The sequence below is a fragment of the Caulobacter sp. BE264 genome (assembly GCF_031457805.1).
Lineage (GTDB): Bacteria > Pseudomonadota > Alphaproteobacteria > Caulobacterales > Caulobacteraceae > Caulobacter.
On the sequence record NZ_JAVDXI010000002.1, the window covers coordinates 395,770 to 410,617 of the forward strand.

The window sequence follows — 14,848 nt, forward strand, 5'->3', positions numbered from 1 at the left end:
CGCGTCGCCTTAGCTCACTGGCCCGTCGCCTCGTTGTCGAACGCCCGCTCTCCGCCCCGCCGCCACAGCGCCAGGGTATGGTCGCGATCCTCGCCCTGAAGGCTCAGCGCCAGGGTCAGGAACGCGCCATAAAGCGCAGCGCGATCGTCGCCCGTGAGCTCAACGAGTCCGGCCTTTTGCACGAGGCCGCCCAGTTCGATCAGGTGATGGGTTCGCTCCCGTCGCTGCATCACCCAGACGCGCGTGTCTGTCCTGGCTCGGCGCGCTTCAAGCCGATGTCGCGCCGCCCTAGTTCGGCGGATCGCGTCATGGGTTGTCGCCAGCGCCTGGCGCAGCATCGCCCTTCCCGCCGCGAAAGAACCCCGCGCCGCGTTTGCGCCACTCCGCCTTGCGGGCCGCGTCCTTGCTGTCGACCAGGCCGAGCAGTCCGCCCGCCAGAGTCTCAATGTCCAGAGCGTCGGCTCCAGTGGCGATCACCAGCTCGCCGAGCTGTTTGATCTTCCGATCCTTCAGCATTCGGGCCTTGTCATTGAGCGCTGTCAGTTCGGCATCGAAGTCTCTGGGTTTGCGCATCGCAGTCTCCATGATGGCGGGATGCGCTGAGGATAAAACAATGGCGGCCGGAAGGCTGTAAGGTCGCCGGAACACATTGGGACAGCACGGTCCCTCCCGAGATTTTAATCTTGGAGGGCGCGCTTATACGTCGTGCCGACGTGCGCTTAAGGCAGTAAGTGGTCTGTCGCCATGGCGATCTTCCACTTCTCCGTCAAAGTCATCAGTCGCGCCACCGGGGCCAGCGCCGTGGCCTCGGCCGCCTATCGCTCCGCCTCGCGGCTGCACGACGAGCGGCTGGATCGCGACCACGACTTCACGGGCAAGAGCGGCGTCGTCCATTCCGAGGTCCTGCTGCCGGACGGCACGCCCCAGCATTTGTCTAACCGTGCGGCTCTTTGGAACGCGGTCGAGGCCGGCGAGAAGCGCAAGGACGCCCAGCTCTCCCGCGAGGTCGAGTTCGCTATCCCGCGCGAGATGGACCAGGCCCAAGGGATCGAACTGGCCCGCGACTTCGTGCAGCGCGAGATGGTCGATCGCGGCATGGTCGCCGATCTCAATGTGCATTGGGACATTGGAGCTGACGGCCTGGCCAAGCCCCACGCCCACGTCATGTTGTCGATGCGGGAAGTGAGCGAGGACGGCTTCGGGACTAAGGTCCGCGACTGGAACCGTACCGAGCTGGTCGAGCACTGGCGCGAGGCTTGGGCCGATCACGTCAACGAGCGGCTGGCGCAGCTCGACATCGATGCGCGGATCGATCACCGCAGCCTGGACGCCCAAGGCATCGACCTTGAGCCGCAGAACAAGATCGGTCCGGCCGCCGGACGTAGGGCCGACGAAGGCCTGGAGGCCGATCGTCTCGACGAACACCACGAGATCGCACGGGCCAATGGCGAGCGGATCATCGCTGATCCGCGCATCGCTCTGGACGCCATCACCAAGCAGCAGGCCACCTTCACCCGCCGCGATCTGGCGATGTTCATTCACCGCCACTCGGATGGGAGGGAACAGTTCGACCGCGCCATGGGCGCGGTGCAGGCCTCGCCCGAACTTGTCGCTCTTGGCCAGGACGGGCGCGGCCAGGATCGGTTCACCAGCCGGGAGATGATCGCGGTCGAAGACCGCCTGCATCGCGCTTCGGCTTTGATTGCCGAGCGCCGCGCGCACCGGGTCAGCGAGCTGGATCAGCGCCGCGCTCTGACGCGGGCCGAGCAACGCGGTCTTGTCTTGTCGGGCGAGCAGAAGGCGGCGTTCGAGCACGTGACCCAGACCCGCGATCTGGGCGTGGTGGTCGGCTATGCCGGCACAGGCAAGTCGGCGTTGCTAGGCGTGGCCCGCGAGGCCTGGGAGGATGCCGGCTATCGCGTCCAGGGCCTGGCCTTGTCGGGTATCGCCGCCGAGAACCTGGAGGGCGGATCGGGCATCGCCTCGCGCACCATCGCCAGCCTAGAGCATCAGTGGAGCCAGGGCCGCGAGCTGCTCGACGCGCGCGACGTACTGGTGATCGACGAGGCCGGGATGATCGGCTCGCGGCAGATGGAGCGCCTGCTGTCGGCGGCCGAGAAGGCCGGGGCCAAGGTGGTGTTGGTCGGCGATCCCGAGCAGCTTCAGGCGATCGAGGCCGGCGCGGCGTTCCGGTCGATCGCCGAACGACATAACCATGTCGAGATCACCCAGGTTCGCCGGCAGCATGAGGACTGGCAACGTGACGCGACGCGGCAGTTGGCCACCGGCCGGACGGGCGAGGCGCTGGCGGCTTACACGGCGCGCGGCATGGTCCATGCCGCCGAGACCCGCGACCAGGCGCGCGAGGATCTGGTGGAGCGTTGGGATCGCGACCGTGTGGCCGAGCCGGGCAAGAGTCGGATCATCCTGACCCACACCAATGACGAGGTGCGGGATCTCAATCTGACCGCACGCGATCGGCTGCGTCAGGCCGGCGCCTTGGGCGAGGACGTCACGGTCAAGGCCGAGCGCGGCGACCGTCAGTTCGCGGTCGGCGATCGGCTGATGTTCCTGAAGAACGATCGTGGGCTGGGTGGCGCCGGGGGCGTGAAGAACGGCATGCTGGGCGAGATCGAACAGGTCTCGGCCACCCGAATGACCGTACGTCTCGACGCCGGGCGCTCGGTCGCCTTCGATCTGAAGGACTACGCCCAGGTCGATCACGGCTATGCGGCCACCATCCACAAGAGCCAGGGCGTCACGGTCGATCGCACCCATGTGCTGGCGACGCCGGGCATGGACCGCCACGGCGCCTATGTCGCCCTGTCGCGGCACCGTGAGAGCGTGCAGCTCCACTACGGCCGCGACGAGTTCGAGGATCTCGGCAAGTTGACCCGTGTACTATCGCGGGAACGGGCCAAGGACATGGCCAGCGACTTCGCCGAGCGGCGCGACATTCGCATGCCGGCGTCGATGCGGCCCAAGGAGCCGCCGCAGCGCGAGCGCGGCATGTTCGCCGGGTTCAGGCCGGTCAGTCCCGCGCATCAGCCGGCGGCGCCGGCGCGTGATGATGACCAGCTTGCTCGACGCGCCGCGATCGAGCGCCACGCCCGCGCCGCGGCCGACGTCATGCGCATGAACGACCGCGGCTTGCCGGTGCTCGCCCATCAGCGCCGCGCGCTGGAGCAGGCGCGCGAGGCGATGGGGAAGATCGGTCCGCACGCCGCCAAGGATCTGGAGCGGGCCTATGTCCGTGATCCGGCCTTGGCCGGCGAGACAGCGTCGGGCCGCAAGCAGCGAGCAATCCGCGTCCTTCAGCTTGAGGCCGAGGTTCGCGCCGATCCGCGTCTGCGCGCCGACCGCTTCGTCGAGCGCTGGCAGGGTCTGGAGCGCCAGCGTTCGGCCCTTCATCGCGCGGGCGACATGGCCGGCGAAGGCCAGGTCAAGGACCGCATGGGCGCGATGGCTAAGAGCCTGGAGCGCGATCCGCAGGTGGAGTCGTTGCTGCGTCCTCGTCGGCCGGAGCTTGGGCTTCCCGCCGAGGTGGGCCGCAGCGTGGGGCAGGGCCTTTCTGACTACCTCGGCATCGGTCGTGGCCGGGGACTTGGCTTGTAGGAGGATGCGATGGATCAGGATATCGGATCAGAAGTGCCGGCAGATCGGGCGGCGGTGGCGTTCGAGGCGTTGCGGCGGGAGGTGGCCTTGCTGAACGTCGCTCTGGCAGGCCTAGCCGCCGAACGCGCGTCGGCGCCAGACTACAGCGAGGCGTTGGGGGAGATCGCTCAAGGCGTGAGAGTCGCGGTTGGGCGGATAGGAAAGCTGGCGACGAGTCCGGCCTTGGCGGCTACGCCCGCTGAGATAGCGCAGCAGATCACGGCGGCCGGTGATGAGGCTCGGCGGCAGGACCGCGCGACGTTGCATCAGGCCCAGGAGATGCTTCAACGGGCGGCCGGCGATCTTCGCGGCTGGGTCGATACGGCGCGTTTGGCCAGCGAGCAGAACTGGCGCCTTTTGCAAGCAGCGTTGGCCGGTGTGATCGGGGGGGCGGTTCTGGGCGCGAGCTTTCCGGTCATCGTTGCGCAGGCGGCTCCAGAACAGTGGGCTTGGCCCGAGAGGAGCGCGGCGCGGGTGCTCCAGCGCGATATGTGGTCGGCTGGTGAGCGACTGCTGGCGACGGCTGACCCGCAGCGTTGGCAGGAGATGCAAACCGGGCGGCGGGTCGTCGAGAAAACCCGTTGAGGCGGCCTTGCGCGCGGCTTCAAGGCGGCGTCTGTTGTCGCTGAGTGTCCTAGCTCCTCGGCGCCTCGCCGGTCGACCTTGGCGACCACAATATCGTGACCATTTTGCCCGGCGGCTAGAGCACATGCGGCGGTTCATGGAGGCGATTGCATTGGGCCGACTCAACACCCGCCCGCTTGCCACGCTCCGCTTCCGGCCAGATGCGATTTTTGAAACCTATGACCAGTTCGCTATCTAGCGTGATGGGGGCCAAGATCGCGATCACCCGTAGTCGGATGAACTATGACTCTGTGCGCGGCGATCAACTGGCGCCGAAGATCAGGATCAGGGCGTTGGCGGCGTAAGCCGCGATCAGCGCCAGGCTCACCCAGCTCACCGCCCCGGCCGGACGAGCGGTCGGACGATAGACGAGCCCAACGGTGACGATGCCAGTCATCAGCAGAGCGATCAGAACAGTGGGAGCGTGGGCGCTGGATACGTGAGAGAGCAACGGCCCCCGCGGGTAGGCGATATCGTCGATCGCCAGTACCACCATGTTGAAAAGGTTACTGCCAAGCAGGTTGGCAATCGCCATGTCGAGAGCCCCGATCCGGATGGCCGATAGTGTCACCACGAGTTCGGGCAAGGAGGTCGCCGCCGCCAGGAATAGGGTGCCCACAAAGGTGCTCGTCCAGCCCATCGTTTCGGCGAGGTCGAGCGCCGCGCTGGGCAGGAGCAGGCCTGCGGCGACGACAGCGGTTGCCGCGATCAGATAGCCGACCACGGCGTGGCGGAGGGTCGCCTCGGGGTAACGCGCTATGGCCGGTTCGGCCGGTTCCATAAGGTGCCGCCGCTCGTAGGTGAAGATGTTGCGAAGGGCGAACGCGTAGATTGGTACCATCAGCAGGGTGGCGGGACTGAGCGAAACGTTGGGGATCGTCACCGGGACGAGAAGATTGGGCACCAAGCTGACGCAGGGTGATTGACGATGAGCAAGCATCGAACAGCTGGACGGGCCTCCTTTTCGCGGTCCGCCAACCGAGACGGACGAGGTTGGCGAACAGCATGCCGGCAGCGTCGAGGGCACATCTCCGGAGGGTTTGCCGCGAAGGGGCGCCTGTGTGCAATCTTGCTTTCCTAGCCAGGCTGCGCCGGTCGAATGCCGTTGTCCGCCGGTTGGATTGCGGGCTGCGGCGAGAAACGTCGGCGCACGGCCTTTTCCAGCTCGGTCACGAGCAACATCGCCACCCCAACGCCGATGACCACCGCGCCATCGCTAAGAGTGAGGGGCTGAGTCCCAAACGCGGCGTTGAACCATGGCGCATAGGTCAGGGCCACTTGGGCGAGGATCACTGCGGAGACACCTGTTAGCACAGCGGGCGTTCCCAAGACCCCCTCCCAGGTGATCGCGGCGCCGTGGATGTAGCGGGCAGAGAAGAGGTAGAAGACCTGCATGACGACAAGGGTATTCACGACCAGGGTGCGGGCGTGTTCGACGCCCCCGCCCTGCGCCATGGCCCAGAAGAAAACCCCTGTCGTGCCGGCCACGAAGATCGCCGAGACGTAAAGAACCTGCCACCAGACTTGCCCGGTGAGCAGGGGCTCCGTCCTGGGACGGGGCGGTCGCTGCATCGCGCCCGGTTCAGTCCGCTCGAAGGCGAGGGTTAGTTCGAGCGCCACCCCTGTAACCATGTTTACCCAGAGAATCTGAATGGGCGTGATCGGCAGGGTGAAGCCGAACACCAGCGCGACGAGAAGCGCGCCGGTCTCACCGCCGTTCGTCGGTAGCACCATGGCGACGACTTTCTTCAGGTTGTCGTAGACCGTGCGCCCCTCCCGCACCGCCGCCACGATCGACGCGAAATTGTCATCCACCAGAACCATCTGGGCGGCGGCCTTGGCCGCTTCGGTGCCCTTGCGCCCCATAGCCACACCGACATCCGCCTGTTTGAGCGCTGGGGCATCGTTGACGCCGTCACCCGTCATGGCCACCACGTGGCCAAGGCTCTGCAGGGCCTGAACAAGGCGCAGTTTGTCCGCCGGACTGGTCCTCGCGAAGACCACGGCCTCCTGCGCGATATGGACCAGGGTCTCATCGGTCAGCCCGGCCAGGTCGGCGCCGGAGACGACCTTGGGATCCTCTGCGAGCCCGAGTTGCCGGGCGATAGCCCTGGCCGTTGCCGCATGGTCCCCGGTAATCATCTTAACGGCGATGCCAGCCTGACGGCACTCAAGGACTGCGGCGCGTGCTTCCTCGCGGGGCGGATCGATGATTCCTACAACGGCGAGCAGCACCAGGCCCTCGTCGAGGTCCGATGACTTTAGCCCGGTTGAGGGCCCCTCGACAGGCTTGGCGGCTAAGGCGAGCACCCGATGTCCACCATGGGCCAGGTCGTCTACGGCCCTTTCCCAGTAAGCCGTATCGAGTGGACCCTCGCCGCTTTCCTGGAGCTGGCGATCGCACATGCCTATGAGACGTTCGGGGGCGCCTTTGACGAAGATCTGGCGCTGGCCGTCTTCGAACTCGTGCAGCGTCGCCATGTAGCGGTGCCGGGAATCGAACGGAATTTCCGCAAGTCTGCGCGCGCGGCGCCTCATCCTAGGTGATCGAGCCGCGATCTTTTCGGCCAAGGCGATGAGCGCGGCCTCCATGGGATCACCATGGGGCACCCATTGTTCGCCGGCCTCTTCGATCCGGGCATCGTTGCAGAGGGTCGCGGCTGTGGCGACCTGCGCCAGCATGTCGTCCTCGGCCGGCCCGGGCTGCGCGCCGCCGATCGTGACCGGACCCACGGGCGCGTATCCGACGCCGCCGACATTCGCGACCGCGCCCGGAAGCACGACGGAGGTGACGGTCATTTCATTGCGTGTGAGGGTGCCGGTCTTGTCGGAGCAGATCACCGATACCGATCCGAGTGTTTCAACCGCTGGCATCTGCCGTATCACGGCCTGGCGGCCCGCCATGCGAGTGACGCCGATCGACAGGGCGATGGTCATCACCGCCGGCAGCCCCTCAGGGATCATCGCCACCGCGAGCCCCACGATGATCATGAAAGAATCGACGGCGCTGTAGTCCCGCAGCCAATAGGCGACCGCAAACGTCACAGCCGCGAGGACGGCCACGACGAGGGTCAACTGGCGCGCGAAATGGTCCATCTGACGCACGAGCGGGGTCGGCAGACGCTTCACCTGCGCCACCAGGCCGCTAATGCGACCCAATTCCGTTGATGAGCCCGTCGCCACTACGACCGCCTGCGCTGAGCCCGTTGCGACGAGGGTGCCGCAGAAGGCCATGGATGTTCGGTCCCCGAGCACAGCATCGGCGCTCACGGGCTCGACGCTCTTTTCCACGGCGACGGCCTCGCCGGTCAGCACGGCCTCCTCGATGCGCAGGTTGCTGGCGCGCATCAGCCGCAGGTCCGCCGGTATCCGATCTCCAGCTTCCAGCACGACGACATCGCCGGGGACCACCTGGTCGGCAGGGACCGTCACGCGCAGCCCATCGCGCAGGACCGACGCATGTGGGTCGATCATCCGCCGGATTCCGGCGAGGGCTCGCTCTGCGCGGCCTTCCTGAATGAAACCGGCGACGGCGTTCACGAGAATGACGGCCAGGATCACCAGCGCGTCCTTCACATGCTGCATGAGCGCTGCGGCGGTGGCGGCGGCGATCAGAACGTAGATCAGCATGTTTTGGAACTGCTGGATAAAGCGACGGATCGCACCCGGCCCCTGAGGCTCCGGAATCAGGTTGGCGCCATACCGCACCAGCCGGGTCCGCGCCTCGAGCGCGGACAGGCCGGCAACCGTGCTGTCCAGGTCGGCGAGAGAATGGTCAATTCCGAGGGAATGCCAAGGGCGGAGCGGAGAGGATTCCGGCCCAGCGATCGATATTGGCGACTGTCCCTGATCGATCTGAGTCAATTGGAACCTCCTGCCCGCCTCGGCGTGTCTCTCCTTCACCAGGGCGCGGCCGTGGCGGCGTGACCTAGTGAACCAAGAATAGCGGAACCTTGGGATCGTGCAGCATGTGCTCGGTGGCACCTCCCAGAATGAACTCCCGGACACGAGATCGGCCGTAGGCGCCCATCACCAGAAGATCGGATCTGCACTCGGCGACATAGTCCTCCAGGACCTTGCCGATGCGCCGGCCGGACGCGTCGACCTCGTCTGCGACCGCATCAACTCCGTGCGCCTTCAAGTGACGCACAGCATCGTCACCAAGTCCCGAGCGTGCGCCTGGCTTCTCGTTCACGATCGTTAAGACGCGAACTTCGCGGGCCTTCAGCATTACCGGGATGGCGTCCGACATCGCCCGCGCCGCCGAGCGGCTGCCGTCCCACGCCACGACAACCGTGCTCAAGCCTCCGCTCAATAGGTCGGCTCGCCCGGGCCGGAAAAGCACGACGGGGCGGCCCGAGTCGAAGACCACGGCTTCGGCGACCGAGCGCTGGCCATCCAAGCCGTCGGTGACCGGCACAATGCAAAGATCGCGGGTCCGGGCGCGTTCGGCGACATAGTCGCCGATGCAGGAGAGGTCCGAGCGACCGTGGAGCGCCTCGCCGAGCACGCCGGCGGCATTGGCCTTCGCCGAGAACACCTCGAGCGCCGCTTGGCAGGCGTTCCGGCTCTTCTGTTCCTCATGCGCGGCGAGGCTGCTGAGTCCGATGAGATAGTCGGCCAAGAGGTTGCTTGGGGCGCGGATATCGACCTCGACGGCAAGCGCCGACAGCACGCCGCCAATGGCGACCGTGAACCTCACCGCCTGCTCAATGGCCTCAGCAGGTGTCGCTTCCGGATAGCTGTCGATCTGAAGCAGTACGTCTCGCATGGACATGTCTCGACTCCTTTTCCAGTAAATCACTATAGCTGGGACAAGCCGACATTGACGTAGATCATGTCGTTTAGGTTTTTCGATCCCGCCCAGCGAACGCAGTTGGGATAGGCGCGCGCGGGATGCCTTGTCCCATTTAGCCGGGGCTGAGCCCCGCCAGGGCGTCGGCGATCAGGGATGCGACCGAGATCGTATTTGAGGCATGGGCCACGGTGTCCGTCGAGACGATGCGCAAGGCTTCCGCGGAGGCCTTGGAGAAAGCATCGCCGCCAAAGATCGCATGAACGACGACGCATACGGGCGCGGGAAAGCCCTGTCTGCGCAGTTCAGTGCTCGCCGCGATCAATGTCCGCCCGGAGGACGCTATGTCGTCGATCAAGATGGGCTGGCGCCCCCCGTGCAGCCCGAGATCCGGCATGGCGATCTGGACGTCCCGATCGCCCCGCCGTGTTTTAGACAACACCGCATAGGGCGCGCCGCACTGGGTCGCGATCTCCGCCGCCCATTGTTCGCTCTCCGCGTCGGGTCCGATGATCAGGGGGCTGGCCACCTCGCGCGCAATCCACGCGCCGATCAGCGGCGCGGCGCGGAGGGCGATGCAGGGAATCTCATAGAGCTCCTCAAGGCGCGCGAACCGATGGAGATGGGGATCGACGGTAATCAGGCGATCCACAGTGCAGGAGACCAGGCGCGCGAACGTGCGGGACGTTACTGCCTCGCCCGGCCGGAACCGGGCGTCCTGGCGCATATAGCCCAGATAGGGGGCCACAAGGGTGACTTCCGATGCGCCGAGGTCCCTGAGGGCGTCCGCCACGAATGCGAGGGTCAGAAAATGTTCGTCGGCGTTCGGACAGACGATGTCGACCGGCCGCCCCTTCGGATCGACGTCAATCCGCAGGTAGCGTTCGCCGTCTGGAAAGCGCCGGAACTCCAGCCCGCCAAGTTCGAAGCCGCCAGCGGCGGCCAGCCGGACTGAAAAGGCTTCACTGCCAGGGAGCGGCAAAACCAGTCGCAAGGTCACGCCTCGATGCTCAGCATGTCGGGGTTGGCGGCGGCATAGTCCAAAGCATAGGCCAATTCTCCCGGGGCTTCGGCATGGACCGTCATCAGCGGTTCGCCCGCCGCGATCTCGTCTCCTAACCGGACGTGGAGTTCGACCCCCGCGGCCTTGTCATCCGGGGCGCCGGCTAGCTTGGCGAGCCGCGCGAGGGTGCGGTTGTTCATGGCCATGACACGGCCTGACCGCTGCGCCAAAAGCGGCCGGTTGACAACGGAACGTGGCGGCTCCCGCAGGCCGCCCTGAGCTTCGCAAATCCGCTGAAACTTCGCCCAGGCCTGTCCGTCCGTCAGGGTCTGCTCCGCCAGCCTCATCCCCTCGCCGAGATCGCAGCGGCCGGCCAGTTCCAGCGCCGCGCCGGCCAGCAGGCAGGTGCGCCGGCGCAGGTCCGACGGAGCTGAGGTGTCGCCGCGCAGGACGGCCAGGACATCGCGCGCCTCCAAGGCGGGACCGATGCCGCGACCGACCGGCTGACCGCCGTCGGTGCGGACGCAGCGGACCTCAACACCGCACACCCGCGCCACATGGGTGAGGGCGTCCGCGATGGCGTCGGCGTCGTCATCGGAGCGAACCTTGGCCGTCGGCCCCACGGGAATGTCGAGCACTACATGGGTGGATCCGGCGGCGATCTTCTTTGAGAGCACGGAGGCCACCAACTGGCCTTCAGTATCGATGTCGAGCACCCGCTCCACCCGGATGAGCACGTCGTCGGCTGGGCTCAGCCGCATGGCGCCGCCCCAAGCCAGGCAACCGCCTTCCAGTTCGACCACCCTGCGCATGGCCGCCAGGTCGAGGTCGACGTTGGTCAGGGTCTCCATGGTGTCGGCCGTGCCGGCCGGAGAGGTGATGGCGCGGGACGATGTCTTCGGGATCACCAGTCCGTTCGCCGCGACAATGGCTACGATGATCGGCGTGGTGCGATTGCCCGGCAACCCGCCCACCGAGTGCTTGTCGATCACGACCGGTGAATCCCAGGTGAGTTGCTCGCCGGCCCGCACCATGGCGCGGGTGAGATGGACGACCTCGTCGCGATCCAGGGGCAAGGCCGAGCAGGCCGTCAGAAAGGCGGACAGATGGACGTCGTTGTAGCGGCCGGCGGCGATGTCGGAAATGATCTCAGCCATTGAGGGAGCATCCAGGCGCTTGCCGTACACGCGCCGGCGAACGCTGGACATCGAGGTCAGGGCCGGCGGATGGCGGACGTGGATCTCCTCCCCGTCAGCGACGCCCAGTCGTTCCCAGGCCGCCTCGGAGAGCCCCGCCTCGTCGGTCTGCACCAGTTCGCCCCCGGTGACCTGGTAGAGGGTCGCCATCACCTCGCGGCCATGGGCCATCAGCAGCACCTGCGAGCGTGGGCCGTGGCCCTCTGACCGGCAGACCGGGCTGTCCTCACGCATCAGGACGATGGCGTCATGTTGTGACAGCAGGCCCAACCGGCGCGCGGTGAGGGTGGGCAGGGGCGGCTGCGACCCGTCGGTCACGACAGAACCTGTTCGTCTCCCTCGGCCGGGATCACGCAGGGCCAGCCGAGTTCCTGCTCGATCCGTTCCTGCAGCGCCAACGAAGCGCCTGCCTCCCCGTGCACGATAAAGGTCTTTTTGGGCGGCCGCTCGAAGCCGCCAAGCCACCGCAGAATCTCATCGGCGTCGGCATGAGCCGAGAGCATGGGCAGATTATCGATCTCAGCGCGGACGGGAACGAAACCGCCATGAATCTTCACTTCCCGCGCGCCGTTGATGAGGGCCTCGCCGCGCGTGCCGGCGGCCTGGAAACCGGCGAACAGGATCGTGTTCTTGGGGTCTGGTCCGTAGGCCTTGATGTGGTGCAGAACGCGCCCCCCGGTGGCCATGCCGCTCGCCGAGATAATCACCTTGGGCATGCCATTGTGGCTGAGCGCTTTGGATTCCTCCACGTCCTGGACATAGGTCGCTGAGGCCATCGCGGCTTGGCACTCATCAGGCGAGAGACGATGGTCGTGCGGGTGCCGTTCGAGCATGCCGCTGGCGTTGATGGCCATAGGACTGTCGAGATAGACGGGCGTCAACGGCAGCCGGCCCGCCTGTTTAAGGCACCAGCAGAGATAAAGAAGCTCCTGAGCCCGACCGACCGCGAAGGCCGGGATGATCACGGTCCCCCCTCGCGCCGTGGTCCGTTGGATGACCTCCAGAAGGGCTTCGGCCGGAGCGACCCGCGCGTGCTGTCGATCGCCATAGGTAGATTCCACCAGCAGGTAGTCCGCCTGAGCCACGGGGGCTGGATCGTGCATCAGGGGGTCGTCGTAGCGGCCGATGTCGCCGGAAAAGACGAGAGTCTGGCCGCCCCAGCGCAGTTGAGCGGTCGCCGCCCCTAGAATGTGCCCGGCGCGGCGGAACAGCAGATTCGCGCCGTGTCCAAGGTCCGTCGGTGTGTCGAAGTCGATGGCGCGCAGCTGCTCCAGCGCGCGCAGCGCGTCGCGCTTGCCGTACAGCGGCAGGGCAGGCTTGTGCTTGGAGAAGCCGTGACGGTTGGCGAATTCCGCGTCGCTCTCCTGGATCTTAGCGCTATCCAGCAGCAGGAGTTCGCAGAGGTCGGCCGAGGCGCTCGTGCAGAAGATGGGTCCACGAAAGCCTTCGCGCACGAGCTTTGGCAGGTAGCCCGAATGATCGAGGTGCGCGTGAGTCAGCACGACCGCATCGATGCTGGCCGGGTCCACCGGAAACTCGGCCCAATTCTTCAGGCGTAACGCCTTCAGACCCTGGAACAATCCGCAATCGAAGAGGATCTTGCGTCCGCCGAGCTGGAGCAGGTGGCGGGAGCCGGTGACCGTGCCCGCGCCTCCGAGAAATGTCAGACTGGCCTTCGACATGCATTCCTACTTCATCGGACGCGATCAACCTTCACCATAGGCTGGGGGGGCGGCGTCGCGCGCCTTGATGGAGATCAAAGCCTGAGCATCAATCTGATTACTCTGTGGTTCTCTGCCTCCTCGATCGCGGCCACAGGGTTGTTGTCGCTAGCGGCTTGTTCCGGCGCCCGCTTAGACGTTTTCCTAGTCATGAACTGCCTTGGTCAAGACCTGACGGCAGGCGGCCATCACCCGTCAGATGGAGGGGCGGTGCCGCCCTGGATCTCGTGGGCCCGACTTGGCTGCGCTGGCGTATACGCCAGCTTTCAGCGACGCTCGCAGGGTCACCCAATCTGCCGGCCGCGACAAATCGTTCCCACCATGTCGATGGGCTGATCGCCACGGGCGCAAGTCGCCCTCCGACGTTGAGGGCGTCGATCGCCGCCACTATGCCGCCGCCGGTGATCCTGGCACGGGCGAACCGGTCGGCGTCGACCGCGAGATAGTGGCTTAGAAGTTGGTCACGGAACTCAGTAATGGCTTTGCGACCACGGCTCGTGTCGCTTTCGATCGAAAGATCACACTCTGTATCGACGCCTTCGGACCGATTATTCAGATTGGCCGAGCCGACCCTTACGATACGATCGTCAAACACCCCCACTTTGGAGTGGACGATGATCGGCGTGCCGCCCGAGGTCTTCGGCGACAGGGCGCGGAATCGATCGGATCGGTCCGCGGTCCGCAGATGGCGGATGAGCGGATTGCGCGCGTAGTCCATCGTCAGGTGGTCAAACCAGCTGGGCGCTCGACCACTCACCAGCAGGACAACCTCAGGACCGTCAGGCTCAAGAAGGCGCGAAGCCAGGGCGTCAGCCACGCGATGGCAAGTGAAGTACTGGTTTTCGAGATAGATAGTTTGTCGCGCGCTTGCGATGCACGCCAAGGTCAGCTGCCGGATTTCGTCCACTAGCGGCCGGCCGCGCCACGCAGGCTGCGTTCGCGCGATCGCCACCTGGACGCCTGACAACTGCACAGTCGCACAGCTGGGCCAAGGATCGGCTAGAACGGGCTGCGGACTTGCGAGCTGTTCTCCCGTCGCAGCTGTCCACCGGTGGCGGAAAAGCTCCCCCAACGCGCTTGCTGCCTGGTCGTCCACCATCATCATCACCTCGTGACGCGCTGGGTGGTGATCCTGGCTCGGGAGTATGCGGCGGGGCTCGACATGGCGATGGGCTTGGGAGTCCCACCGGTCCGTGACGATGTCGCCGCCGCCGCAAAACGCCACCCGGTCGTCAATCACGACCACCTTTTGATGGTGGCAGGCCCCGAACGGTACGTCGTGCGCCTCGCGAAAGTTCACCCGGGTTTTGGCGAACCGGCGCTTGGCGCGGTGCCCACGGATATCCTGATGTCCCATTGACCCGAACGGAGACTTCCAGACGAGAATGCGGATATCGATCTCGGGCTTGGCCCGGCAAAGCTCAACGAGAACCCGACCGACTTCGTCGGGATCATCCGGCCCTTCCTTTCCGTCGGGCACCAGGCGGGTGCGAGGGTCGAACGCCCAGCCGAGGATATGGACCGAGCGCTCGGCCGCCAGCAGGGCCGCATGCAGCGCAGCGTAGTAGGGCTCATTGTCTACCAAGAGGGCTACGCGCTGTGACGCTTCTATCCGCCAACAGGTGTTGCCCGGGACTAGCACGGTCATGCGATGCGACCGCCGGCTTGGTGTGACGACCTATCCATTGTCAGTGCGAGTGCAGATCGAGATAGCCGGCCATGGCTCAGGGAGGCCCACTGGCGTTTGCCGATAGTTGTCGGTCTGCGCCGCCTCGAGCTCGGCGTAGAAGATTCGTTTCATCGCAGATATCTCGGAGGTCAACTTGCCTCCGACCTCGTCGCCTCGGGTATCTAA

Annotated in this window: 11 protein-coding genes; 2 read left to right on the forward strand and 9 right to left on the reverse strand. The window is 65.9% G+C overall.

What is annotated here, in order from left to right; all coding sequences use genetic code 11:
• Nucleotides 1-14: 14 nt before the first annotated feature.
• On the reverse strand, nucleotides 15-230 hold the full coding sequence (locus J2X45_RS07180; protein WP_310213101.1) for a conjugal transfer protein TraD: 216 nt from the start codon (nucleotides 228-230) through the stop codon (nucleotides 15-17).
• Between the two features lie 76 nt (nucleotides 231-306).
• Entirely contained in the window at nucleotides 307-573 is a 267-nt protein-coding gene (locus J2X45_RS07185) for a conjugal transfer protein TraD (protein ID WP_310213105.1), read from the reverse strand.
• A 171-nt stretch (nucleotides 574-744) separates the two neighbouring features.
• On the opposite strand from J2X45_RS07185, the gene traA reads away from it, so the two are divergent.
• Together traA and J2X45_RS07195 are read left to right on the forward strand one after the other, a co-directional pair.
• Nucleotides 745-3,615, forward strand: a complete 2,871-nt coding sequence (gene traA / locus J2X45_RS07190; protein WP_310213107.1) for a Ti-type conjugative transfer relaxase TraA — start codon at nucleotides 745-747, stop codon at nucleotides 3,613-3,615.
• Between the two features lie 9 nt (nucleotides 3,616-3,624).
• Entirely contained in the window at nucleotides 3,625-4,239 is a 615-nt protein-coding gene (locus J2X45_RS07195) for a DUF6118 family protein (RefSeq protein WP_310213109.1), read from the forward strand.
• A 301-nt stretch (nucleotides 4,240-4,540) separates the two neighbouring features.
• Here the strand turns inward: J2X45_RS07195 and J2X45_RS07200 are convergent, their stop codons facing one another.
• The 7 genes from J2X45_RS07200 to J2X45_RS07230 form a co-directional block, all read right to left on the reverse strand.
• A complete protein-coding gene (locus J2X45_RS07200; RefSeq protein WP_310213112.1) occupies nucleotides 4,541-5,182 on the reverse strand; it encodes a hypothetical protein in 642 nt (213 codons plus the stop codon).
• A gap of 173 nt (nucleotides 5,183-5,355) precedes the next feature.
• Nucleotides 5,356-8,142, reverse strand: coding sequence for an HAD-IC family P-type ATPase (locus J2X45_RS07205; protein WP_310213116.1), 2,787 nt, complete (start codon nucleotides 8,140-8,142; stop codon nucleotides 5,356-5,358).
• Nucleotides 8,143-8,206: 64 nt separating this feature from the next.
• Nucleotides 8,207-9,055: a universal stress protein gene (locus J2X45_RS07210; RefSeq protein WP_310213118.1), complete on the reverse strand. Its 849-nt coding sequence runs from the start codon at nucleotides 9,053-9,055 to the stop codon at nucleotides 8,207-8,209.
• A gap of 133 nt (nucleotides 9,056-9,188) precedes the next feature.
• Nucleotides 9,189-10,073, reverse strand: coding sequence for a ribose-phosphate pyrophosphokinase (locus J2X45_RS07215; protein WP_310213120.1), 885 nt, complete (start codon nucleotides 10,071-10,073; stop codon nucleotides 9,189-9,191).
• The gene (locus J2X45_RS07220; RefSeq protein WP_310213123.1) at nucleotides 10,070-11,590 is read right to left on the reverse strand and encodes a thymidine phosphorylase family protein; all 1,521 of its coding nucleotides are present in this window, start codon (nucleotides 11,588-11,590) and stop codon (nucleotides 10,070-10,072) included. The genes J2X45_RS07215 and J2X45_RS07220 overlap by 4 nt, the downstream gene beginning before the upstream one ends.
• Complete coding sequence (locus tag J2X45_RS07225; RefSeq protein ID WP_310213126.1) at nucleotides 11,587-12,954, reverse strand: MBL fold metallo-hydrolase; 1,368 nt, start codon at nucleotides 12,952-12,954, stop codon at nucleotides 11,587-11,589. Before J2X45_RS07225 ends, J2X45_RS07220 begins: the two co-directional genes overlap by 4 nt.
• Nucleotides 12,955-13,141: 187 nt before the next feature.
• A complete protein-coding gene (locus J2X45_RS07230; RefSeq protein ID WP_310213129.1) occupies nucleotides 13,142-14,641 on the reverse strand; it encodes a phospholipase D-like domain-containing protein in 1,500 nt (499 codons plus the stop codon).
• Between the last annotated feature and the right edge of the window lie 207 nt (nucleotides 14,642-14,848).